The 22,648-nt window shown below is 60.9% G+C and carries 19 protein-coding genes; 11 read left to right on the forward strand and 8 right to left on the reverse strand.

Annotation, left to right across the window (positions count from 1 at the left end; all coding sequences use genetic code 11):
* Positions 1-115 precede the first annotated feature (115 nt).
* Entirely contained in the window at positions 116-535 is a 420-nt protein-coding gene (locus J5274_RS13705) for a TadE/TadG family type IV pilus assembly protein (protein ID WP_142822931.1), read from the forward strand.
* Positions 535-2,274, forward strand: a complete 1,740-nt coding sequence (locus J5274_RS13710) for a pilus assembly protein TadG-related protein (RefSeq protein ID WP_142822933.1) — start codon at positions 535-537, stop codon at positions 2,272-2,274. Before J5274_RS13705 ends, J5274_RS13710 begins: the two co-directional genes overlap by 1 nt.
* Positions 2,275-2,341: 67 nt before the next feature.
* Here the strand turns inward: J5274_RS13710 and J5274_RS13715 are convergent, their stop codons facing one another.
* Positions 2,342-3,715 carry a class II 3-deoxy-7-phosphoheptulonate synthase gene (locus J5274_RS13715; protein ID WP_142822934.1) on the reverse strand — a complete coding sequence of 458 codons (1,374 nt, stop codon included), beginning with the start codon at positions 3,713-3,715 and terminating at the stop codon, positions 2,342-2,344.
* A 254-nt stretch (positions 3,716-3,969) separates the two neighbouring features.
* Here J5274_RS13715 and J5274_RS13720 point away from each other — a divergent pair, with 254 nt between their 5' ends.
* Positions 3,970-5,259, forward strand: a complete 1,290-nt coding sequence (locus J5274_RS13720) for a TadE/TadG family type IV pilus assembly protein (protein ID WP_142822936.1) — start codon at positions 3,970-3,972, stop codon at positions 5,257-5,259.
* A 56-nt stretch (positions 5,260-5,315) separates the two neighbouring features.
* Here J5274_RS13720 and gor read toward each other — a convergent pair whose 3' ends face one another.
* From gor to rpiA, 3 genes are all read right to left on the reverse strand, one after another.
* Positions 5,316-6,701, reverse strand: a complete 1,386-nt coding sequence (gene gor, locus J5274_RS13725; protein WP_142822938.1) for a glutathione-disulfide reductase — start codon at positions 6,699-6,701, stop codon at positions 5,316-5,318.
* Positions 6,702-6,821: 120 nt separating this feature from the next.
* A complete protein-coding gene (locus tag J5274_RS13730) occupies positions 6,822-7,409 on the reverse strand; it encodes a DUF2059 domain-containing protein (RefSeq protein WP_142822940.1) in 588 nt (195 codons plus the stop codon).
* Positions 7,410-7,413: 4 nt separating this feature from the next.
* The gene (gene rpiA / locus J5274_RS13735) at positions 7,414-8,121 is read right to left on the reverse strand and encodes a ribose-5-phosphate isomerase RpiA (protein ID WP_142822942.1); all 708 of its coding nucleotides are present in this window, start codon (positions 8,119-8,121) and stop codon (positions 7,414-7,416) included.
* A gap of 210 nt (positions 8,122-8,331) precedes the next feature.
* Between rpiA and J5274_RS13740 the strand changes: the two genes are divergently transcribed.
* Positions 8,332-9,009: an HAD family hydrolase gene (locus tag J5274_RS13740; RefSeq protein WP_224127700.1), complete on the forward strand. Its 678-nt coding sequence runs from the start codon at positions 8,332-8,334 to the stop codon at positions 9,007-9,009.
* A 69-nt stretch (positions 9,010-9,078) separates the two neighbouring features.
* On the opposite strand, the gene J5274_RS13745 is transcribed toward J5274_RS13740, so the two are convergent.
* The gene (locus J5274_RS13745) at positions 9,079-10,896 is read right to left on the reverse strand and encodes a murein L,D-transpeptidase (protein WP_142823591.1); all 1,818 of its coding nucleotides are present in this window, start codon (positions 10,894-10,896) and stop codon (positions 9,079-9,081) included.
* Positions 10,897-11,399: 503 nt separating this feature from the next.
* Here J5274_RS13745 and fumC point away from each other — a divergent pair.
* Together fumC and J5274_RS13755 are read left to right on the forward strand one after the other, a co-directional pair.
* Positions 11,400-12,791 carry a class II fumarate hydratase gene (gene fumC, locus J5274_RS13750; protein WP_142822946.1) on the forward strand — a complete coding sequence of 464 codons (1,392 nt, stop codon included), beginning with the start codon at positions 11,400-11,402 and terminating at the stop codon, positions 12,789-12,791.
* Positions 12,792-13,060: 269 nt separating this feature from the next.
* The gene (locus tag J5274_RS13755) at positions 13,061-14,125 is read left to right on the forward strand and encodes a GGDEF domain-containing protein (protein ID WP_142822948.1); all 1,065 of its coding nucleotides are present in this window, start codon (positions 13,061-13,063) and stop codon (positions 14,123-14,125) included.
* Positions 14,126-14,144: 19 nt separating this feature from the next.
* Here the strand turns inward: J5274_RS13755 and J5274_RS13760 are convergent, their stop codons facing one another.
* The gene (locus J5274_RS13760; protein WP_142822950.1) at positions 14,145-15,335 is read right to left on the reverse strand and encodes a low temperature requirement protein A; all 1,191 of its coding nucleotides are present in this window, start codon (positions 15,333-15,335) and stop codon (positions 14,145-14,147) included.
* Positions 15,336-15,358: 23 nt separating this feature from the next.
* The gene (locus J5274_RS13765) at positions 15,359-15,730 is read right to left on the reverse strand and encodes a gamma-butyrobetaine hydroxylase-like domain-containing protein (RefSeq protein WP_142822952.1); all 372 of its coding nucleotides are present in this window, start codon (positions 15,728-15,730) and stop codon (positions 15,359-15,361) included.
* A 109-nt stretch (positions 15,731-15,839) separates the two neighbouring features.
* Here J5274_RS13765 and moaA point away from each other — a divergent pair, with 109 nt between their 5' ends.
* The 5 genes from moaA to mobB all read left to right on the forward strand — a co-directional run bounded on the left by moaA (position 15,840) and on the right by mobB (position 19,764).
* Positions 15,840-16,913, forward strand: a complete 1,074-nt coding sequence (gene moaA / locus J5274_RS13770) for a GTP 3',8-cyclase MoaA (protein WP_263431690.1) — start codon at positions 15,840-15,842, stop codon at positions 16,911-16,913.
* A gap of 180 nt (positions 16,914-17,093) precedes the next feature.
* Entirely contained in the window at positions 17,094-17,489 is a 396-nt protein-coding gene (locus J5274_RS13775; RefSeq protein ID WP_219274638.1) for a hypothetical protein, read from the forward strand.
* Between the two features lie 177 nt (positions 17,490-17,666).
* Positions 17,667-18,578, forward strand: a complete 912-nt coding sequence (locus tag J5274_RS13780; RefSeq protein WP_142822958.1) for a DMT family transporter — start codon at positions 17,667-17,669, stop codon at positions 18,576-18,578.
* A gap of 17 nt (positions 18,579-18,595) precedes the next feature.
* Entirely contained in the window at positions 18,596-19,228 is a 633-nt protein-coding gene (mobA, locus tag J5274_RS13785) for a molybdenum cofactor guanylyltransferase MobA (protein ID WP_142822960.1), read from the forward strand.
* A complete protein-coding gene (mobB, locus tag J5274_RS13790) occupies positions 19,225-19,764 on the forward strand; it encodes a molybdopterin-guanine dinucleotide biosynthesis protein B (RefSeq protein ID WP_142822962.1) in 540 nt (179 codons plus the stop codon). Before mobA ends, mobB begins: the two co-directional genes overlap by 4 nt.
* A gap of 320 nt (positions 19,765-20,084) precedes the next feature.
* On the opposite strand, the gene J5274_RS13795 is transcribed toward mobB, so the two are convergent.
* Positions 20,085-22,328, reverse strand: a complete 2,244-nt coding sequence (locus J5274_RS13795) for an OmpA family protein (RefSeq protein WP_219274639.1) — start codon at positions 22,326-22,328, stop codon at positions 20,085-20,087.
* Positions 22,329-22,648: the final 320 nt, after the last annotated feature.

A 22,648-nucleotide genomic window follows, 5' to 3' on the forward strand; every position in this document is an offset into this window, starting at 1 on the left:
TCAAAAATATACCCGCCAAAAAATTGCATAGGTAACCTAATATTAGGATATCGCAATTCAAAATTGAACCAGCAGGATTGGGAAGGTTGTCGCAACCGAAGAGGAGACGGAGACGATGATTATGAGCAGATTTCGCCGTTGCGAACGTGGTACTGCAGCCCTCGAATTTGCGATCATCTTTCCGGTGTTCATTCTCGTGCTGATGACGTTGATCGCCTACGGCATCTATCTCAGCGCCGCCCATTCCGTTCAGCAGATCGCGGCCAATGCAGCCCGGACCGCCATCGCCGGCGTCACCGAGGCCGAGCGTGAGCAACTGGTCAACACCTACATAACCACCTCCACCCTTAACGATGCCATTCTGAACCCGGCCAAATTCACAGTCACGGTGCAGCCGGATCCGGCCAACGCCAACCAGTTCACGGTCAAGTTGTCCTACGACGCCCAGGACCTGCCGATCTGGAACCTCTACAGCTTCGCCATGCCAAGCAAGACGATTGTACGCACCGCTACGATCCGCATGGGAGGCATCTGATGCCGATCGGAACCATCCTGCGGCGCTGGACCCTAAGCGAGCAAGGCAACGTCGCAATCCTGGCTGCCATCACCGCACCCCTCATTCTCTACTGCATGAGCCTGGGTCTCGATTACGGCATGCTGACGCTGCAGCAGCGCCGCCTGCAGCAGACGGCCGACCTGTCCGCAATTGTCGCGGCATCGGACGTAAACAATGCCCAGGCCAATATTCTCAACTACTTCAGCACCAATAACCTGAATATGGCTGTCCAGACGGCAAGCGGCTACGTCTCGAACACCGGAACGTCGCCTCTTGGAGACGCCGTGAGTGCGGCAAAGTTCGACGGTATCGCAACGATAACGCTCGGCACCTACGTCGCTGATCCGACGATTGCCCTCGGCAGCCGCTTCGTGCCGGGCGCCACGCCATACGACGCCGTCAAGGTGAAAATCCAGCAGACCGGTGGACTGATTTTTGCCGCGAGTTTCGCAACCCCGCCAACTTTGGAGGCCGTCGGCACTGCCTCAACAGAGAAGATTGCGGCATTTTCGATCGGCTCGGGGCTGGCAAGCGTAAACAACGGACTTCTGAATGCCGTCCTGGGTGGCTTGCTCGGGACCAGTCTTTCCCTCAGCGCCATGGATTACAACGCGCTGCTATCCACCAAGGTGAACGCCCTCTCGGTCACCGACAAGCTGGCGACCAACCTCAACCTCACCGCCGGCAGCTATGCCGACACACTGGCGGCGGACGTCAAGTTCGGCGACGTGCTCAATGCCATCGGCGGTCAGGCCGGTCTCAACTCGGCCACCCGGAAAGCCATTCAATCCGTACAGACGGCGGCAAACAGTGCCCAGCTCCGGCTCAAGCTCGCCGATATATTGTCGCTCGGGCCTGTCGCCCAAAGACCCACCGGCAGCGGCTCGCAAATCAGCCTCGCTGCCAACGTCATGGATCTGGTCACGGCCGCCGCCCTCGCCGCCAATGGCAGCAAGCAGGTTTCCGTCAATCTCGGCGGCACCATACCAGGCCTCACCACGGTGCAGATGACGATGGCCATCGGCGAACCGCCGCAAAGCACACCATCCCTGGCCGTTGGCGCCGTCGGCACGGTGGTGCGCACCTCCCAGACCCGTATCAAGCTATCCATAGCGATCGACGCACTGGCGGCGCTGGCTGGCACCAAAGTGCAGCTGCCGCTTTACGTGCAGCTGGCCAATGCGACGGGAAAGCTTTCGGCCATCACCTGCCTCGGCAACGGCGCGCAGAACGCCAATGTCTCCGTCAGTACCATACCTGGCGTCGCCGATCTCTACATCGGCAACGTCGACACCACACAGTTTTCCAATTTCGCGACCGGCCCGGACGTGACAGCTGCAACCTTGGTCAACGTGCTGGGCCTGATCACCGCCACGGCCAGCGCCCACGTCGCCATTACAAATATGACAAAGACGACGCTCACCTTCACGCCGGCAGACATCGCTGCCGGGGTGAAAAAGACTGCCTCCACCACGGACACACTGACCTCCGCGATCTCGTCCCTCTTCGCCAACACCAACTATTCGATCAATATCCTGGGCCTCACCCTCGTCACCAAGGCCGTCTTTCAGCAAGCGCTGGCCATGACGCTTTCGAGCATCAGCACGCCGCTCAACGATCTGCTCAGCAACGTGCTGCTTCTGGCCGGCGTCAAGGTCGGCCAGGCCGACGTCACGGTAACAGACGTCCGCTGCCAGCAGCCCGTACTCGTCCAATAGACGACGTCCCAAAACAAAACGGGCCGGTCTTTCGACCGGCCCGTTTTCGATGTGATGTTGAGACTGCTCAGCCGTTGGCGACAAGTCGCTTTTCGTCGCGACCGCCCTTCATGCGCTCTGCCAGCAGGAAGGCGAGCTCCAGCGCCTGGTCGGCGTTGAGGCGTGGATCGCAATGGGTGTGGTAGCGATCCTGAAGGTCGTCGGCCGTGACGGCGCGGGCACCGCCAGTGCATTCGGTGACGTCCTTGCCGGTCATCTCGATGTGGATGCCGCCCGGATGCGTGCCTTCGGCGCGGTGGATCTGGAAGAAGCTTTCTACTTCCGACAGGATGCGCTCGAAAGGCCGTGTCTTGTAGTTGTTGAGCGTTATCGTGTTGCCATGCATCGGATCGCAGGACCAGACGACCTTGCGGCCCTCGCGCTCGACGGCGCGCACCAGCTTCGGCAGATTGTCGGCGACCTTGTCGTGGCCGAAGCGGCAGATCAGCGTCAGGCGCCCGGCCTCGTTGGCAGGGTTGAGCACGTCGATCAATTCCAGCAGGTTGTCGGCTGTCAGCGACGGACCGCATTTCAGCCCGATCGGGTTCTTGATGCCACGGAAATACTCGACATGGGCGTGGTCGAGCTGGCGCGTGCGGTCGCCGATCCACAGCATGTGGCCAGACGTCGCATACCAGTCGCCCGAGGTCGAGTCGACACGGGTCATCGCTTCCTCATAGCCCAGCAGCAATGCTTCGTGGCTGGTGAAGAAATCGGTTTCGCGAAGGCTCGGATTGTTCTCTGCCGAGATACCGATGGCCTTCATGAATTCCATGGTTTCGCTGATCCGGTCGGCCAGCTTGCGGTAGCGCTCGCCCTGCGGGCTGTCCTTGACGAATCCGAGCATCCATTGATGAACGTTTTCGAGGTTGGCATAGCCACCCATCGCGAAGGCGCGCAGCAGGTTCAGCGTCGCGGCGGACTGGCGGTAGGCCATGATCTGCCGTTCCGGATCGGGAATGCGGGCCTTTTCGGTGAACTCGATGCCGTTGACGATGTCGCCGCGATAGGCCGGCAGCGTCACGTCGCCCTGCGTCTCGACATTCGACGAGCGCGGCTTGGCGAATTGCCCGGCGATGCGACCGACCTTGACGACAGGCAGCTGGGCGCCGAACGTCAGCACCACTGCCATTTCGAGAAAGGCGCGGAAGAAATCACGGATGTTGTCGGCGCCATGTTCGGCAAAACTCTCGGCACAGTCTCCGCCCTGCAGCAGGAAGGCGTTGCCTTCGGCGACATTCGCCAGGTGCTTCTTCAGGCGACGCGCCTCGCCGGCAAAGACCAGCGGAGGATAGGTCGCAAGCTGCGCTTCCATCACCGTCACGGCATCCTTGTCCGGGTATTCCGGAACCTGGCTGATAGGCTTCTGCCGCCAGCTGCTGGGGGACCAATTCTGTACCATCGTGCTCACCTGTTTTCCGCCCGGTCTCCGCCGGTTCTCCCGCTATTTCGAAATAAGCGCGGCTTATATCCCTTTGCGTGCGACTTGCATAGCGGGGCTACTCTCTGCGCGTTCCGATGCAGATTTTAACCGAATACAAACCACGGCAATTGCCGGATTGTTGATGAAACTACCCTATAAAGCGCGCAAACGCCGCGACGATGATAGCCGCGACCGATCGCCATGACGGCAAAGCTGCGAACGGGCTATCGACGATGCGCATTCAAAACCTCTGGAAAGACAGATCCGGCAACTTCGGCATCATGACGGCACTGCTGCTTGTGCCCATAGTCGGCACCGCAGGCATGGCCGTGGACTTTGCCAATGCGCTGAATATCAGGAACCAGCTATATGCTGCCGCCGACGCCGCAGCCGTCGGTTCACTCGCCGAAAAATCGCCTGGCGTGACCGCTGCCATGGGGATGACGTCGGATGGCACCGTCGCGGTTGCCCAGACCGATGCGAATTCGCTGTTCTTTGCCCAGAACAGCGCGGCACTCACCAGCAGCAACGTCAAGGTCGCCATCGCAGTCACCAAGACCGGCAACACGCTTCAGTCGAACGTCAGCTTCACGGCAACAGTGCCGACGACGTTCCTGCATGTAATCGGCCAGGACACCATCTCCATCGCAGGCAAGGCCACGGCGCAAAACCAGACTCAGACCTACATGGATTTCTACATCCTGATCGACAACACGCCATCGATGGGCGTAGGCGCCACGCCGAATGATGTGGCGCTCATGGAGGACAACACCTCGGACAAGTGCGCCTTTGCCTGTCACGAGACCGGCGCGAACAAAGGCAAAGACAATTACACGCTGGCAAAGAGCCTCAAAGTTACGATGCGAATCGACGTCGTCCGTGAGGCAACGAAGAGCCTGACAACCACTGCAACGACGCAGCGCAGTTCCTCCGACCAATACCGCATGGCGGTTTATACCTTTGGCGCAGCGGCGGAAACGGCGGCGCTGACGACGATCTCCCCCCTGACGGCCGACTTGGCGCAGGTCCAGACCTATACCAGCGCCGTCGATCTCATGACCATTCCTCAGCAGAACTATAACAGCGATGCTCAGACCAGTTTCGACACCGCCCTGACCGCGCTCAACACCACAATCCCGACACCGGGAAATGGCTACACCAGCAGCAGCCCTCAGAAGACCTTGTTCTTCGTGACGGACGGCGTCGGCGACAGCATCAAGCCGGTCGGCTGCACTGCACCGTTGGATGGTAACCGCTGCCAGGAGCCGATCGACACATCTTTCTGTACGCCCCTGAAGAACCGCGGCGTCAAGATAGCCATTCTCTATACGACCTACCTGCCCCTGCCGGCTAACCCTTGGTACGTGAGGTGGATCGATCCGTTCAGCAAGCAGATCCCTGCCAAGCTGCAGAGCTGCGCGTCACCCGGCCTCTATTTCGAGGTCAGTCCGACCCAAGGCATCAGCGATGCCATGAATGCGCTGTTTATGCGGGTGGTCAACGGGTCCAGGCTGACGAGCTGATACCAGGTAAACTGGAGGCGAGCGCGAGATAGCGCGCTCGCCTCCATTAATCTTGATCAGACGCGCGCGCCATTCTTGATCAGATAGCTCGGCGTATACATGGTCACCAGCTCTTCTGAAGCCGTAGGGTGGACGGCCATGGTGCGATCGAAATCGTCCTTGGTGCAGCCGGCCTTCAATGTGATGCCGAGCAGCTGCGCCATCTCGCCGGCATCGTGGCCGAGAATGTGGGCGCCGACCACCTTGCGGTCGGCCGCATTGACGATCAGCTTCATGATGCTCTTTTCGGCCCGCCCCGATAGCGTCGCCTTCATCGGCCGGAACTGGGCGCGATAGACTTCAAGCGCCTCGTATTTTTTAGCGGCCTCCTCCTCGCTCAGGCCGACGGTGCCGATTTCCGGCTGCGAGAACACGGCGGTGGCGATCAGCTGGTGATCCGGCTTGGTGGGATTGTTCTTGTATTCGGTCTCGATGAAGCACATCGCCTCGTGAATGGCGACCGGCGTCAGCTGTACCCGATCGGTGACGTCGCCGAGTGCAAAGATGTTGGGCACCGAGGTGCGCGAGTATTCGTCGACGACGATGGCGCCACGACCGTCGACCTTGACGCCGGCGGCCTCCAGCCCGAGCCCCTTGGTATGGGGATCGCGACCGAGCGCCAGCATGACCGTGTCGACCGTCAGCGTATCGCCCTGCTTTGTGCGGGCCTGCAGGCCCTCCGCCGTCTTGGTAACTTCCTCGATGACGTCATGGCAGCGGATCTTGATGCCCTTGGCGACCATTGCCTCATGCAGGCCCTGGCGCATGTCGTTATCGAACCGCGACAGGATCTCGGCACCGCGATAGATGAGCGTGGTATCGACGCCGAGGCCATGGAAGATATTGGCGAATTCGACGGCGATGTAACCGCCGCCGGCAATCAGGATAGACTTCGGCAGCGTCTTCAGGTCGAAGGCCTCGTTCGAGGAGATGCAGAACTCGTGGCCCGGAAGCGACTGGTGCGCATTCGGCATTCCGCCTACGGCGATGACGATGCGTTCAGCAGTCACCGTCTGGCCGGTCTTGACGAGGCGCACAGTATGGGCATCGACGAGCTCGGCGCGGCTGTCGTATATCTCGGCCTTGGCATTATCGAGGCCCTTGCGGTAGAGGCCTTCGAGGCGGGTGATTTCCCGGTCCTTGGCCTCGACCAGCTTGCTCCAGTCGAAAGTGCTCTTGCCGACAGTCCAGCCGAACCCTTCCGCATCCTCGAAATGCTCGTGGAACTGCGAGGCATAGACGAACAGCTTTTTGGGAACGCAACCACGGATGACGCAGGTGCCGCCATACCGGAATTCCTCGGCAATCCCGACTTTCTTGCCGAGCGACGCCGCCACGCGGGCGCTGCGCACGCCGCCGGAGCCTCCACCGATGACGAAGAGATCAAAATCGAATGACGGCATGGGAGCTCCTGGAATTTCTATGCCGGCGAGCCGGCTGGATCGATGCTGATATAGGAATACCGGCGATAAAAAGAAAAGCCCGGATGAACCGGGCTTTGGAATAGCAGATATGCGAAGCGATTAGGGCTTCGGAGCAGGTGCCGGCTTTGCAGCAGGTGCCTTGGCAGCCGGTGCCGGTGCGGCGTCGGCAACTGGCGGAGCCGGCGGAACCTTGACGATCTTCTCGAGTGCCTTGTTGCTCTGGTTGGCGAGGTCACGCGAAATGCCCTGTCCCCAGATGTCGGCAGCCTTGTAGAGTTCGCGGGTGGCGATCGGGCCATCCTTCAGGAGCTTCTTGCCCGCTTCCGAATTGTAGAAGTCGGCCATTGCCTTCAGTTCTTCGGTCGTGAACGACTTGGCATAGGTTGCAGCCGCTTCCTTCTCGAGGTCGGCGCGGCGGGCAGCAAGCGCAAGCGCCTGCTGGTCGACGGTCGAGCTGATGGCTTCCTGGAAATTCGGGTTGGCCTGGATCATCGTGCTTTTCAGCTGCTCGGCCAGCGTCGGCAGAATGGAATCGAACTGATTGGTGATGCCGAGCGCGTTAATCGCGGCACGGGCAGCCTTCATCTGTTCTTCGGAGATTTCCTGCGCGCTGACTGAACCGAACGCCATGCCGGAAAGAAGAACGGTTGCAGCGGCCAGGCGGCCGAAACCCGCTATTTTGATCATGTGTTCAATCTCCTGTATGATGCGCGTGAAGCGTGTGCGCGCCTGCCGGGCCGGCAATGACCGCAAGCGTCGCCAAGTTGATAAAGAGCCCGTGTTCGACAACGCCGGGTATGGAATGAAGTGCGGCTGATAGCGCCTCTGCATCAGCAATGCGGCCAAAAGATGCATCGAGGATGTAGTGCCCGCCATCGGTCGTGAAAGTCTGGTCGCCTGCTTGGCGCAATGCCAGGGCGCCGGATAACCCAAGTCTGGCCGCAGCCTTTTCGATCATCATCCGCGTTGCCGTCAGCCCGAAGATGTTGACCTCGATGGGCAATGGAAATGCACCCAGGGTTTCGACAAGCTTGCTCTCGTCGGCAATGACGATCATCCGGCCGGATGCGGCAGCGACGATCTTCTCGCGTAGCAGCGCGCCGCCACCGCCCTTGATCAGTCGCAAGCTGTGGTCGAGTTCATCGGCGCCGTCGATGGTCAGGTCCAGTTCCGGGCGCTCGTCCAGTGATTTGAGCGGCACGCCCAGCTCCATGCAGAGCCGCGCCGTGCGCTCGGATGTCGGAATGCCTTCGATCCGCAATCCGTCGGCGACCTTTTCGGCAAGCAGCCTGACGAATTCTTCAGCGGTGGTGCCGGTGCCGATGCCAAGCCGCATGCCGCTCTCGACATAATCGAGAGCCACTGCCGCAGCCTTGATCTTCATTTCGCGGGCGTCCATGCGCCACGTGCTCCCACCGTTTCGATGGAGTGCTGTTTACACGGCCCGCTTGGCAAACGGAAGCCAAAATTCGGCGGTGCGAAAGAATTGCGGCGGCATTCCGAGAGGCGCGCAAGAGGCCGGCGGAGATCGTCGGCGTTGCATTGGCAGACGCGATCTTTTACTGGAAAGGCTCATTTTTCCCTCCCCGTTAGCCAAGGCGGTCTGCCCGTGAAAACTCCCACTGTAGTCTTCGATCTCGATGGAACGTTGGTCGATACCGCGCCAGATCTCGTCGCCAGCGTAAACCACACGATTGCCGCCCTCGACCTCAAGCCGGTCGGCTTTGACGACCTCACCTATCTGGTCGGCCACGGCGCGAGGACGATGATCCAAAGGGCCTGCAAGCTCGGCGGTTACGATCTCGAGGAAAAGGACATGCCGCCTCTGATGGAGCGCTTCATTGACTTCTACGGCAAGACCATGCCGGGCGACAGCAAGCCTTATCCCGGTCTCGTCGCCGCCTTGGACCGCCTCAGGGCCGAAGGCTTCGCGCTTGCTGTCTGCACCAACAAGATAGAGGCGCTGGCTGTAACCCTGCTCCAGAAGCTGCAGCTCGACCACTACTTCGCAACCATCGTTGGCGGCGATACCTTCCCTGTCCGCAAGCCTGACGGCCAGCATATCCTCGGCACCATCGACAAGGCCGGCGGCGATGCGACGCGGGCGATCATGGTCGGCGACAGCATCAACGACATCCTCGCCGCCCGCAACGCCGCCGTCCCGTCGATCGCCGTGCCCTTCGGCTACTCCGACGTGGAGATTGCAAGCCTGTCGCCGGACCACATCATCCAGCATTACGACGAGCTGACGCCCGAACTGGTCACAAGGCTGCTCGCAACGCGCTGAGGCATATCTCCGAAACGAAACAGGCGACCCGAGGGCCGCCTGTCGAAAGTCATTGTCAGAGGGAGGCGATCAGATCTGCGCTTCGCGGACCTTGGTCGTCGTAGCGAACGCCTTCATCGTGTAGGTGTCGCGATCGTAGACATCGTCGAAGTAGCGAACGACGCCATCCTTGTCCGGCCACGCCGTGAAGTAGGCGATGTAGACCGGGAAGCGCTGCGGCACGGGCACGGCCTTGTTCTCGCCGGTGGCGATCTGCTTGGCGACATCGGCAACAGTCGTGTTCAGCACTGCCGCTGCCATGGCGCGCGGATCGGCCAGGCGGACACAGCCGTGGCTGAGGGCGCGCATGTCCTTCTTGAAGAAGCTCTTCGACGGCGTGTCATGCATGTAGATCGCATGGCTGTTCGGGAACAGGATCTTCAGTTCGCCCAGCGCATTGTCGCTGCTCGGCGGCTGACGCACGGCGATATTGGTGGTCGATCCGTACCAGTCGACGCTGGACGAAGGAACGGCGCGACCGTTGACCTCGACCTGATAGCCGGTCTTGTCGAGATAGTTCGGATCGGCCCTGAGCTTCGGCAGCATCTCGTTGACGATGATCGACTGCGGCACGCCCCAGTAGGGGTTGAACTCGACGGTCTGGATCTGGTTCTCGAAGAAGTTCGTCTGGTGCCCCTTGGCGCCGACGACGACGCGCATCGACAACGCTTCTTTGTTGTCGTTGTAGTAGTAGACCATGAAGGCCGGCTGGTTGATGAAGACGTAGCGCGGACCGAGCTGGTCAGGCAGCCAGCGCAGCTGTTCCATGGCGATGGTCAGCTTCTGCAGCTTGGCATCGCTGTTTTCACCGACGATCGCACGAACGGTAGACTGGCCGATGACGCCATCGGCCGTCAGACCTTTTTCCTTCTGGAAGGCTTCGACAAGCGAGACCAGTTCCGGCGTGTACAACGGCGTCTGCTGATAGGACGAGAACACGTCGGCATGAGATGTCGTCAGCGCATCGGAACCCTTGAGCTGGATGCCCTTGACGATGTTGGCGATCTGCGGCGAGGTATCGCCGGGCTTGATGATGCCGGTGAGGGTAATCGCGACGCGGTTGGCATCGTTGGTAGTCTCGGCCTTCAACCGGGCATATTCAGCCTTCAGGGCATCGAACTGCGGGTTCTGCGGGCTGCGGCTGTTGAGATAGGCGGTGACATCAGGGCTGAGCGACAGGTTGCCCAGCACGGGCATCAGGTTGACGTCCTTGCGCTTGAAGTCGTGATAGCCGGACAGCTTGTTCGGATCGATGCGGCCGCGCTGGTTGTCCTGCACGAAGGCGAGAACCTTGGCCGACAAAGCCAGTTCGAACTGTGTCAGGGCCCGGTCACGGTCGGCAGGATTGACGCTGCCCTCGTCGATGACGGGAACGGCAACCTTGTAGTCGTCGGGATCGAGACCGATGAGATCGGCCTGCGCCAGCACAGCCATGGCGGCCTTGGCCTTCTCGGACACCGCATTATCGGCAACCCAGACCATCGGCTTCTTGCTGTCGGCGTAATAATCTTCCAGAGCCTTGGCGACATCGTTGGTCGCCGACACCCGGGCTTCGGTGAGATAACGACGCTGGGCGCTGGACGGGTCGACTGCGACAGGAGCGGCAGACACATCGGCGACGGCACCGGTGACTACCGGATCCGCGAATTTGCTCGTTGCGACAAGGCGCATCGGCTCGGGCTTGTAGGTGTAGTAGGTCGGCGAGCTGACCTTCGGAGCCGGGCCACCACCACCCGCACCTTCTCTCGGGACGGGAGCAATCGGCATGCTCGGAGGCAGGATCTGATTGCTGTCAACCTGCTGCTGCGACCGACCCTTGCCGCCACGAATGAAATCCATCAGCGTCATGGCATGCGCAGACGTGCCAACGATCGTCAGGCCACAGGATAGTGCCAGGACGGATGCTGCTGCTTTCGTCAGAAATGTCGTTCTCAATTCAGTCCCCTGTCATGGGTGTGTCGGACAGCCCGAGCTCATGTCAAATAATTCAGCGATACTAGAAGATCGGGCGGTGAATTGGAAGAAAACCACCCGGTCGGAACGACGCACGAATACTTGCTTTTCGCATGGGATTCGGCCGCGTCGAACGCTCAGAAGTTCACACAAAATTATGAAATTATTGGTTAATTTTTTGTGGAATTTTGCGTTGCAATTGAGGCGTAAAAATCGGCCGAAAAACATTGGCAATGCGCGTGATATAAATAGCACGGGAATTTGCGGCCTGGAAAGATCGAGTCGACGCAACTTTCAGGAGACTTCTCTTTGCTGTTTTCTTACCGGCGGATCGGCCTTATAACAACGCGGATTTTCGAACGGAGCGGCAGCTCCACGGTCCCACGAAAGGCAGCAGAATGACTTCCACCCGTAAGGAAACCGACACGTTTGGCGCGATCGACGTTGCCAGCGACCGGTACTGGGGCGCACAGGCGCAGCGCTCGCTCGGCAACTTCAAGATTGGCTGGGAAAAGCAGCCGATGTCGATCGTCCGCGCGCTGGGCATCGTCAAGCAGGCAGCCGCCCGCGCCAATATGGAGCTCGGCGGGCTCGACGCCGATCTCGGTAAAGTGATCGTCGCCGCCGCTCAGGAAGTGATCGACGGCAAGCTCGATGCGCATTTCCCGCTGGTCGTCTGGCAGACCGGCTCCGGCACCCAGTCGAACATGAATGCCAACGAAGTGGTTTCCAACCGGGCAATCGAAATGCTCGGCGGCGTCATGGGCTCGAAGAAGCCGGTGCATCCGAACGATCACGTCAACATGAGCCAGTCGTCCAACGACACCTACCCGACGGCGATGCATGTCGCCTGCGCCGAGCAGATCGTCCACCACCTGCTGCCGGGCCTGCGCCACCTGCACGAGGCGCTCGAAGCCAAGGTCAAGGCTTTCGCCCACATCATCAAGATCGGCCGCACCCACACGCAGGATGCCACCCCGCTGACGCTCGGCCAGGAATTCTCCGGCTATGCAGCCCAGGTCGGCTCGGCCATCAAGCGTATCGAACTGACGCTGCCCGGTCTCTATGAACTCGCCCAGGGCGGCACGGCCGTCGGCACCGGCCTCAATGCACCCATCGGCTTTGCCGAGAAAGTTGCCGAAGAGATCGCAGCGATCACCGGCCTGCCCTTCGTCACGGCCCCCAACAAGTTCGAGGCGCTGGCCGCCCACGATGCCATGGTCTTTGCCCACGGCGCCATCGCTGCTGCTGCTGCCGCCCTGTTCAAGATCGCCAACGACATCCGCTTCCTCGGCTCCGGCCCACGCGCCGGTCTGGGCGAACTGTCGCTGCCCGAAAACGAACCGGGCTCGTCGATCATGCCGGGCAAGGTCAATCCGACCCAGTCGGAAGCCCTGACCCAGGTCTGCGCCCATATCTTCGGCAACAATGCCGCAATCACCTTTGCCGGCAGCCAGGGTCATTTCGAGCTCAATGTCTACAATCCGATGATGGCCTACAACTTCCTGCAGTCGGTGCAGCTGCTCGGAGACGCCGCCGTCTCCTTCACCGACAATTGCGTCGTCGGCATCGAGGCCCGCGAGGACAACATCCGCAAGGGCGTCGAGAACTCGCTGATGCTGGTCACCGCGCTGAACGGCCGCCTCGGCTACGACGCCTGCGCCAAGATCGCCAAGACGGCCCACAAGAACGGCACCACGCTGCGCGAGGAAGCCGTTGGCGGCGGATACCTCAGCAACGAGGAGTTCGACGCACTGGTTCGGCCAGAAAACATGATCGGCCCGAAGTAACATTCGAGCCTTGCATCCCGGCTTCGGCCGGGATGCGCAACGCAACCAAAACATTTAATTAGACATATATAATATTAACTTCTGGTAGACATTTCTCGCCGACAAGAACAAAAACTGCAACCACACTTCCGATAATTACAATTATATTCAATAGCTTAACAGTATTCGCAGGATTTCATTACTAATTTCCAGCAAGGTTACCCTTAATCTTTTCAAAAGAAATTTAGGCTACATAAACCATAGTCATTTAAATCCTTAGGAGTTCGCCAATGAGCACGGTGATTGCGTCCAGGTCGCAAATTCCCGACGTGGCAGGACAGATCATCTATGCTATGCGAGCCATGGGCGTTGCTCCGATCCCGCGCAATTACGAGCTTTTCTACGAAGCCTATATTGGCTCCAACCCTGCCCTCACCCGCGACCTTGCAGCGCTTGGCAGCAACGCCACGCAGGAAGAGATCGACCTTCTCGGCAGCCAGTATTTTTCCCATTCCACGCGGATCTACGACGACGCCCATTCGCGGATCATAAACGAGCTGGACGGCGTGCTGCGCGCCCTGAAGCAGGAACAGACATCGCTTTCCAGCTACAACAAGCTACTCGGCGAAACCTTCGTCCGCATTACCTCGAAGACCGCCAACAGCGCCGACCTGCTGCGCAATGCGATCGACATGCTGACCGAAGCCACCGGCGATACCATGGCGCGCGGCGAAAAGACGGTTGAGGATGTTGCCCAGCGCTCGCAGGAGATGGACCAGGTTCGCAAGGAACTCGACGAATACAAGCGCATCGCCAACACCGATTCCCTGACGCGCCTCTCCAACCGCCGGGCCTTCGATGACCGCCTCGCATCGGTGTTCGACAATCCGATGGCGAAGTCCGTCACGGCGCTGGTGCTATGCGACATCGACAATTTCAAGAAGGTCAACGACAGCTTTGGCCACCCCGTCGGCGACAAGATCCTCGCGACAGTCGCGTCAGTAATCCGCGCCAACGTTCGCCGTGACGTCTTCGTTGCGCGCACCGGCGGCGAAGAATTCGCCCTGATCATCGATGGCAATACGGCTGACGAGGTGATGGCGATCTGCGAGCGGATCCGCCGCACTCTCGAATCGACCCCCTTCCGCAATTCGCGCACCCGCGTCGACTACGGGCCGATCACCATGTCGCTTGGCGTCTGCATGGCGTCGGAAGCGAAGGATCCGGGCGAACTCTACAGCAACACCGATATCGCGCTCTATCAGGCCAAAAATTCCGGACGCAACTGCACGTCGCAATATCAGAGCGGCATGCAGAAGGATTTCAGCAAGAGCTGGCTGATCTACAAGAACTGAGCCCCGATACCGAAGCGGGTCAGCGCTGCCGCAAGGTCTGTGAACTGTGCCGCAGCGACACAAATTCCCACAGCGCCACTCCGACCAGAATGCCGGTCGCAAGGATTGCTAGGTCAAACCTGTCGACCCGCGACGCGAGCATCATCGACAGCAACAGAACAGCAATACCAACAAGATGCGACAGCGGCGGACGGTTGCCGGTGGTCGCCTTGAACCAGAGATTACCGCATAGGAAAATCAGCGGGCCACCGAGGATAGCGCCGGCAACGCCAAGGTCCGCCACATCGTCCGGATGCGTCAGGGCGAGCTTGTTGGCGACCACGGTGACGATGATGCCGGCAAGGATAGGGATATGCGCGTAGGTGAACGCCTGCCTCGCGAGACTGCCGGGCAACTCGGCATGCTCGATCCGATGGGCAGCACGCTCGTGGCCGAACTGGAAGTAGATCCACCACATCGCCACCGTGCCGGCGAAAACGCAAACGAGCATCATCATGCTCTGCGGCACGAGCGGCATCTCGGAGAAGGTCTCCCCGGCCTCGAGAATGGCCTCGCCGAGGCAGATGATGATGAACAGCGCGCAGCGTTCCGCCAGGTGTGCGCCCGAGACGTTCCAGTCCGCAGGCGTCGAGCGCCCGAGGCCCGGCACAATGAAACCGGCAGCCGGTGCTGCATATTCGATCGCCAGTGCTACCAGCCAGCACACCAGCCGTACCTCTCCCTCCTCCAGGCCACCGGCTATCCAGAAGACGCCGGACAACATCAGCCAGACGGTGATGCGCAGGAAATTGCGGTGATTGGAGGGGGCGGCGTGGCGCAGCGCGTAGACCGCGAACAGCGAGCGCCCTACCTGCATGAACACGAATGCGCCGGCAAACATCAGGCCCTTCTCGCCGAACGCCTCGGGGATCGATGCAGAGAGAATCAAGCCGGCGAGCATCAGCACGAACAGCATCACCCGCACCGGCTGCCGGTCCGGATCGAGCCAGTTGGTGACCCAGGTGGTGAATATCCACACCCACCAGACGGCCAGCGTCAGCAGCAGCGCCTGAAGTACGCCGAGCGCGGTGAAATGCTCGTAAAGCGCATGGGCAAGCTGAGATATCGAGAACACAAACACGAGGTCGAAAAACAACTCGACGAACGAGACCCGGTGCTCGTTCCGGCTCCCCTTCTGACGTAACCATCCATCCGCTTTACGACCGGTCATACTCTATCCCCCACCTGATGTTCTCAGCGCTGGCCGACCCTGTCGCGGCTTAGGCCTTTTTCGGCCAGTTCGCTCTCGTAGGCTGCCATCAGCGCCGGCCCATTCTCACCCAGCTCTCGCAGATAGGTCCAAGTGAAAATGCCGGTGTCGTGAAGGTCGTCGAAGCGGATGCGGACCGCATAATTTCCGGTTGGCGTAATCGTCATGATGCCGACATCGCGCTTGCCGGCAACGGTCACCTTCTGGCCGGGTCCGTGCCCCTGAACCTCGGCAGACGGGGATGTCACCCGCATCAGTTCGGCCGGAATGTCGAAACTGGCGCCATCGTTGAAAGTCACCAGCAATCGTTGCCGATCCTTCGATACCCGCAACTCGGTCGGCCAAATCCCGCTCATACTGCGCCCCACTCTTTGCTACAACCGCAGGACTAGGCTGCGGCCGCACCGCGCGCAAGACTCTTTTCTCGAGCATTTGCCTTGACGCAACAAGCCAGTCGTCCCAGTTATGCCCAATCACGGAGATATATTTGTGAACAGCATCGTCGGCGCTATCGCCAGCGCCTCTCCACTTTCGGCAAGCCCTTCCTCAATGATCGACCCCTTCGGTCGGATGGTCAGTTATCTGCGCGTTTCCGTGACGGACCGCTGCGACTTCCGCTGCACCTATTGCATGGCGGAAAACATGACATTCCTGCCGAAGAAGGACCTTCTGACGCTGGAAGAGCTGGACCGGCTCTGTTCGGCATTCATCGCCAAGGGCGTGCGCAAGATCCGGCTCACCGGCGGCGAACCACTCGTCCGCAAGAACATCATGCAGCTGATCCGCAGCCTCGGCGACAAGGTCAAGTCCGGCGCCCTCGAGGAGCTGACGCTGACCACCAACGGCTCGCAGCTCGCCCGTTTCGCAGACGAGCTTTACGCCTGCGGCGTGCGCCGCATCAACGTTTCGCTCGACACGCTGGATGCCGACAAGTTCAAGGAAATCACTCGCTGGGGCGATATCGCCCGGGTGATGGAAGGCATCGATGCCGCCCTTGCCGCCGGCCTCACGATCAAGCTCAATGCAGTCGCGCTGAAAGGCTTCAACGAAACGGAAATTCCCGACCTGCTGCGGTTTGCCCATGCACGCGGCATGGACCTCACCGTCATCGAGACGATGCCGATGGGCGAGATCGAGGAAGACCGCACCGATCGGTATCTTCCTTTATCCAAGGTGAAGTCGGATCTGGAAAAGCAGTTTACCCTGACCGATATCGGCTACCGCACCGGCGGCCCCGCCCGCTACGTGACCGTCGAGGAAACCGGCGGCCGGCTGGGCTTCATCACCCCGCTCACGCATAATTTCTGCGAAAGCTGCAACCGCGTCCGCCTGACCTGTACCGGTACGCTCTACATGTGTCTCGGCCAGAACGACGCCGCAGACCTGCGCGCCGCCCTTCGCGCCACCCCCGACGACGAACTCCTCAGCATGGCAATCGACGAGGCCATCCGCCGCAAGCCGAAAGGCCACGACTTCATCATCGACCGCACCCACAACCGCCCCGCCGTCGCCCGCCACATGAGCGTCACCGGCGGGTGACATCTAGGTTCGAAGCGAGTGACATACAGAGTACAAGGCGGTCGAAACTTTGACGTGGTGATCGTCTGCATAGGCCCGTTGGTCGATGCGACCCAGCATAAACTGCGGCGCCAGGCAAAACAGCTTATCCTTCACGTAGGGTGGACTATCCAACTCGATCCATAAACACGAGACGATGAGATGGAACGAGAAATAATCGACGACTTCAGAGTGATCTTGCTAAAAGCGCGAGAGCATGATGGCGAAGCCTGGGAGATGGTGGTCGGAGAGTTGCAGCTGCAATTTGGCGAGGCCTGCCTCTGGGTGCTGATAGATGAACCTGAACAGGCTGCCACTGCCTTGCGTAGCATCAGGGAAATCGTCGCCTCCTACATGCAGAAGTGGAAAAGCGTAACGTTCACCGTCACCTTCCAAGTTATCGAAGGGGATGAAAAGCTCTTCCTCGAGCTACTGGAGGGCGGAGAAATTATCGATGATCGCCACCTGAGCACCATCGGTAAAACCTTCGATCGCGCTCGCCTTTCTCCCACTGACATATTTCTGACCGAGCGTACCCGTCGACTTAAAGAAGGATAACCACAAGAGAAGCAGCGGGCCGCACGACTGGCTGCCGACATGAGTTAATTCCGCACACCGTGTCTCAGGGCCTCATACCGCATCGCACAAACGATTTTGCCGATAACCTGTCCGTCACAGATTCCCAATCGCCGCTTTCCCGCGTAGACACTGCCACGCAAACCGGTGGAAGTGACGATGGCTCGATCGAAGAATACGGAAGGTGCGCTTTACATGGCCGCGGCCATGGCGGCCTTTTCCTGCAGTGATGCCCTGTCGAAATCGGTCATCTCGGTCATGAATGCCGGCGAGATCATGTTGCTGCGCGGCCTCCTCACCAGCGTCATCGTCTACCTGATCGCCAGACACCTGGGTGCGCTGCGTTCGTTCAAGGTCATTGCCCAGCCGATGATCCTGCTGCGCGTGGTCTGCGAGGCGCTGGCGGCCGCTACCTACATCTCCGCGCTCGGCATGATGCCGATTGCCAATGCCTCGGCGATCATCCAGGCCTTGCCGCTGGCCGTGACGCTCGGCGCCGCATTGTTCCTGAAAGAGCCCGTCGGCTGGCGGCGCTGGTCGGCAATCACGGTCGGATTTCTCGGCGTGCTGGTCATCGTCCGTCCCGGGCCGGAGGGGTTCACGCCGGCAGCGTTGATCGTCATCGCCAGCGTCTTCATCACCGCCGCCCGCGATCTCGCCACCCGTTGCGTCGACAAGCAGGTGCCGTCGCTGATGGTGACCGTCTGCACGGCCATCGGCGTGTCGCTGATCGGCGGCATCCTCGTCGTGCCGCTGGGCGGCTGGCATAGCCCAGGCCCGGTCGCGCTGATGCATCTGGCGCTGGCGTCGGTGATGGTGCTTGCCGGCTACCAGACGGCGATCCTTGCGATGCGCACAGGAGACATCGCCGTCGTCGCACCGATGCGCTATCTCAGCCTGATTTTCGCAGCCCTGCTCGGCATGATATTCTTCGGCGAGATGCCTGATCTGTGGACGGCGGTCGGCGCGGCCATTGTCATCGCCTCCGGCCTCTATACCTTCTACCGCGAGAGCCGGCGCAAACACGCCAGCCAGCTGGCACAAAGATCGGATCCGCGCGTTCCCGTCTGACAGAGGAACAAGACACGATGGTGTTCGCGATAGAAAAGCTGCCCTGCGTCATCCTTGCGGGCGGCCGCTCGACCAGGATGGGAAGCAACAAGGCATTGGCGACCGTCGGCGGCGTGCCGCTTATTGCGCACATCGTTGCCCGCATGACCCCGCAGTCGAGCGAGGTCGCCGTCAACGCGCCGCTGGACTTCGAAGGCGGCGACGGCCTGCGCCGGGTGCCCGACACCCTCCCCGGACAACTGGGCCCGCTCGCTGGCGTTCTGACGGCCATGCGCGATACAAAGGCGAACCATCCCGCCGCCAGCCATGTCCTGACCGTGCCGACCGATGGCCCGTTCCTGCCGACAGACCTGATGGCACGGCTCGCCGATGCCCGCCACGACGGCGAGACCATTGCCATCGCCTCGTCGAGCGGCGAGCAGCACCCCATCGTCGCCCTCTGGCCGGTGTCGCTGGCCGACGAGCTCGAAAGCTGGATACTGACGGATGGAAAGCGGCGAGTGCGCGACTTCCAGCGGCGCTATCCGCTGGCTGAAGTGATCTTTCCGCTGATCCAGACGGAAAACGGCACTATCGATCCCTTCCTCAACGTCAACACGCCAGAGGAACTCGCCGCCGCCGAGCTCTGGCTCCAGGCCCTGCACCGATGACACCGCCGAAGACTTTTGGCATTGCCGGCTGGAAGAACTCCGGCAAGACCGGGCTCGCGGTTCGCCTCGTCACCGAGTTCACCCGGCGTGGCTACCGGATCTCGACGATCAAGCACGCCCACCACGACTTCGACATCGACAAGGTCGGCGCCGATAGCTTCCGTCACCGCGAGGCTGGAGCCCATGAGGTGGCGCTGGTGTCAGGCACGCGCTACGCCATCATGCACGAGATGCGCGGTGCGCCGGAGCCTGGCTTCGACGAGATCCTCGCCCGCCTCGCCCCGTGCGATCTGGTCCTTGTCGAGGGTTACAAGCGCGAGCCGATCCCCAAGATCGAAGCCCGGCGGTCGGCATCGGCCAACCGCGAACCCCTGGCACCGCAGGACCCACATATCGTCGCAATCGCCGCAGATCACGAGGTTTCAGCTGACGACGCAGCCGTTAACGGCGGATTGCCCGTGTTCGACCTCGACGACACAATGGCCATCGCCGACTTCATCGTCACGACCGTCGGCCTCGAAAAGCCGAGCCCATAAAAAAAGCCGCCGGATTTCTCCGGCGGCGCAGACTGATGACAAAGCTATGATCTAATAACTCTGCAGGTTACTCGGGAAATTCAGCCGGTTGTCAAACTCCCCTCACCCTCGCCCTTGTGGCGGGGATCCAGTCAGCTCAAGTCTTTGAGCTGAAAGAGTCTTTTGACCCGACAGACGTTGTGTCGCTGGATCCCCGACACAAGGGCGAGAATGAGGGAGAGTAAGGTATCGCTCTCGTCAAACACGCTTCTTCAGGGTTTGTCAGCAGTCTGAGCCGCCGGATTTCTCCGGCGGCTTATTTTCTTCATCAGGAGAGGTGGTTACCGGACGGCAACAGGGCGAACCAGCGCCGTGACGCGGCGGATGGTGACGCGGCGGTTTTCCTGCTCCGGTCCCGGTGTGTTAATCTTCAGGTACTGCTCGCCATAGCCTTGCGTCGCAAGGTTTTCCGGCGGGATGCCGTAGACGTCGGTTAGCACGTTTGCGACAGATTCAGCGCGCTGGTCGGAAAGGATCAGGTTGCTCTGAGGTGTGCCCACGGCATCCGTATGACCCTCGATCAGGAAGGTCTCAGTCGGATCCTTCTTGACGATACTGCCGATGGCCTCGGCAATCCCGCGCAACGTCTTTGCCTGCTCCATCGGGATTTCGGCACTGCCCGTCGCAAAGGTGATCGTATCGAGGTCGATACGCCGTACCTTATCGCGAATACGAGCCGAGTAGCGAACCTCGTTCAGCGAGTAGACACGCTCGACCGGCTCGACAGGAGGCTTGCGCAGGAAGTCGTAGTAATCCTGGTCCTGATCGGCACTGGTATCGATGATATACTGGTTGAGCGGAATGCGCAGGCGCATCGGCGGCAGTTCATCACCTGGATCGCGGTAATAGTCGTCCTGATCCGGCGAATTCTCCAGCTCGGGCGAATAGAACAGCACATATTCTCGGCCGCGTGCATCGATGCGCGAGCGCTGGATGATATCGCCATAGCGATTGCGCACGGTTACGATGCGGTCGCCGTCGGGACGGTCGATCGTCTCGCGGTAACGGTCGCGGGGCAGCTGCTCGTAGACCGGGCGTTCCCCATCGCGCACGAAGCGCTGCGTGTCGTCATGCCGCACGAACACGTTGTCGCCGAAGTTGACGATGACGCGGTTGTCCTGGCGGTCGTCGATGCGCACGCCCTGGGGCGAGACATAATCCGGCTGCCTGTCCATGCGACGACCCTGCTCGCTGGTGACGGCTTCCATCTTCACCGGTGGCGCCTGGTTGCCGCCGGCTGCGCGTTGCGCGTCGGCATCGGATGTCGGCGCACGGACGTTGGCAGGTGCAGGCGGAGCCGGCTGCCCCGGTGCGGCCGCTGCCGGCTGGCCGGGAGCCGGGGGCTGGCCGGGAGCGCCCGGTTGACCTACGCCCGGCTGGCCACGGTGGCCACGACGCGCGGCATCCTTGTCGCTGTCGAGGACGGCAGTGCCGTTCTGGACGGGCAGGATGACCGGACCGCTGCCTGCGCCGGCCGCAGCCGGGTTCTCGGCGATCTTCTGGCGACGCTGCAGTTCGGCTGGCGAAACCTGCTCCCCGGCAGTGCTTGGCGCTGCTGGTGCTACGGCTGCCGGTGCGGCACCGTTGGCCGCAGGGGCAGCGGCTGCTCCGGGTGCCGGCTTGCCAGGGGCAACCGGTTCGGTGCCGGGGGCGACCTGGCGCTGGCCGGCTGCTGCGGGTGGCTGTTCGGCGGCAGGCTTGGCAGGCGCAACGCCTTCAGCGGCCGGTGCCGGAGGCTTCTCGGCGTTCGGGGCGACCTTTTCGGCCGGCATGACGGGCTTTACGGGCTTCTCACCCGGCGTTGCAGGCGCCGGCGCTGCCCCACCATTGGCCTCTGCAGGCTTCTGGTGCTTGCCGGCTGGCGGCGGTGCAGGCGCTGCCGGCTCTGCTGCGGGGGCTTCGGCTGCCTTGGAGCGAACAGCAGGCGCTTCGGCCGCAGGCTTCCTGGTTTCGGGCTGTGCCTCTGGCTCGGCTGCCGCAGGCTTCTCGGCCTTCGGAGGCTTCGGCGCTTCCAGTTCCTGTACCTTCGGCTTTGCAGGGGCAGCTTCCGGCTCGGCAGGCTTTTCGGCCTTCGGCGGCTTCGGTGCTTCCATTTCGACGGGCTTTTCAGCCTTCGGGGGCTTCGGCGCTTCCGGTTCAGCCGGCTTCTCAGCCTTCGGCTCTACCGGCTTCTCGGCCTTCGGCTCTGGAGGCTTCTCAGCCTTGGGCTCTACCGGCTTCTCGGCTCTGGGCTCTGCGGGCTTTTCAGCCTTGGGCGCTTCGGGCTCACCATGCTTTTCGGCCTTCGGCGGCTCCTTGCCGGGCTCCTCAGCGCCGGGCTTCTTTTTCTTCTTGGGGTCCTGCTCGTCTTCCGCAGGCTCGGCTGTCGCCTGCGCTACCTCGAACGATGCAGCATTGTCCGCTTGCCGGACAGTGGTGTTGACGGTGCCGCCGACCAGCATCGCGGCGTGCACCGGCTGCAGCATCAGCGACAGGGACAGCAGCGGAAAGGCGGCACTGGCGAACAATCTTGATCTGGTACCCACGGAATTTCCTCTTCGTTTCTTGTCGTTCTGGTCTTGTCGTTATGGCGAACCGAATTTCTCGATCCGGCCGCCCTCGGGTGTCTTGTTCCGATACATTCGGGCCAATTTGCGGTCGGGCGCATCCAAAGGGTATCGGCCTTCATTTTGTTCCGCTTTTCTAAAGTCCGTGAAATGAATCCCCGATGAATGTTGCGTGCAGCCACCGTTCACATGGCCTCCGGGCGCGGAAACTGTGCACTGCATCATCGACAGATGATTCCGGTTGCAATTCTCTCGAAAAGAGGAAAATTATCTCCGCAAGGCGGTCCTCGCGATTTCCG

Source organism: Rhizobium sp. L51/94 (assembly GCF_019355555.1).
Lineage (GTDB): Bacteria > Pseudomonadota > Alphaproteobacteria > Rhizobiales > Rhizobiaceae > Rhizobium > Rhizobium rhododendri.

Coding starts and splice junctions, on each gene's coding strand:
- J5274_RS13705 (WP_142822931.1), top strand. CDS start 116: ATGATTATGAGCAGATTTCGCCGTTGCGAACGTGGTACTGCAGCCCTC.
- J5274_RS13710 (WP_142822933.1), top strand. CDS start 535: ATGCCGATCGGAACCATCCTGCGGCGCTGGACCCTAAGCGAGCAAGGC.
- J5274_RS13715 (WP_142822934.1), bottom strand. CDS start 3,715: ATGGTACAGAATTGGTCCCCCAGCAGCTGGCGGCAGAAGCCTATCAGC.
- J5274_RS13720 (WP_142822936.1), top strand. CDS start 3,970: ATGCGCATTCAAAACCTCTGGAAAGACAGATCCGGCAACTTCGGCATC.
- gor (WP_142822938.1), bottom strand. CDS start 6,701: ATGCCGTCATTCGATTTTGATCTCTTCGTCATCGGTGGAGGCTCCGGC.
- J5274_RS13730 (WP_142822940.1), bottom strand. CDS start 7,409: ATGATCAAAATAGCGGGTTTCGGCCGCCTGGCCGCTGCAACCGTTCTT.
- rpiA (WP_142822942.1), bottom strand. CDS start 8,121: ATGGACGCCCGCGAAATGAAGATCAAGGCTGCGGCAGTGGCTCTCGAT.
- J5274_RS13745 (WP_142823591.1), bottom strand. CDS start 10,896: ATGACGCTGATGGATTTCATTCGTGGCGGCAAGGGTCGGTCGCAGCAG.
- fumC (WP_142822946.1), top strand. CDS start 11,400: ATGACTTCCACCCGTAAGGAAACCGACACGTTTGGCGCGATCGACGTT.
- J5274_RS13755 (WP_142822948.1), top strand. CDS start 13,061: ATGAGCACGGTGATTGCGTCCAGGTCGCAAATTCCCGACGTGGCAGGA.
- J5274_RS13760 (WP_142822950.1), bottom strand. CDS start 15,335: ATGACCGGTCGTAAAGCGGATGGATGGTTACGTCAGAAGGGGAGCCGG.
- J5274_RS13765 (WP_142822952.1), bottom strand. CDS start 15,730: ATGAGCGGGATTTGGCCGACCGAGTTGCGGGTATCGAAGGATCGGCAA.
- moaA (WP_263431690.1), top strand. CDS start 15,840: ATGCCCAATCACGGAGATATATTTGTGAACAGCATCGTCGGCGCTATC.
- J5274_RS13775 (WP_219274638.1), top strand. CDS start 17,094: ATGGAACGAGAAATAATCGACGACTTCAGAGTGATCTTGCTAAAAGCG.
- J5274_RS13780 (WP_142822958.1), top strand. CDS start 17,667: ATGGCTCGATCGAAGAATACGGAAGGTGCGCTTTACATGGCCGCGGCC.
- mobA (WP_142822960.1), top strand. CDS start 18,596: ATGGTGTTCGCGATAGAAAAGCTGCCCTGCGTCATCCTTGCGGGCGGC.
- mobB (WP_142822962.1), top strand. CDS start 19,225: ATGACACCGCCGAAGACTTTTGGCATTGCCGGCTGGAAGAACTCCGGC.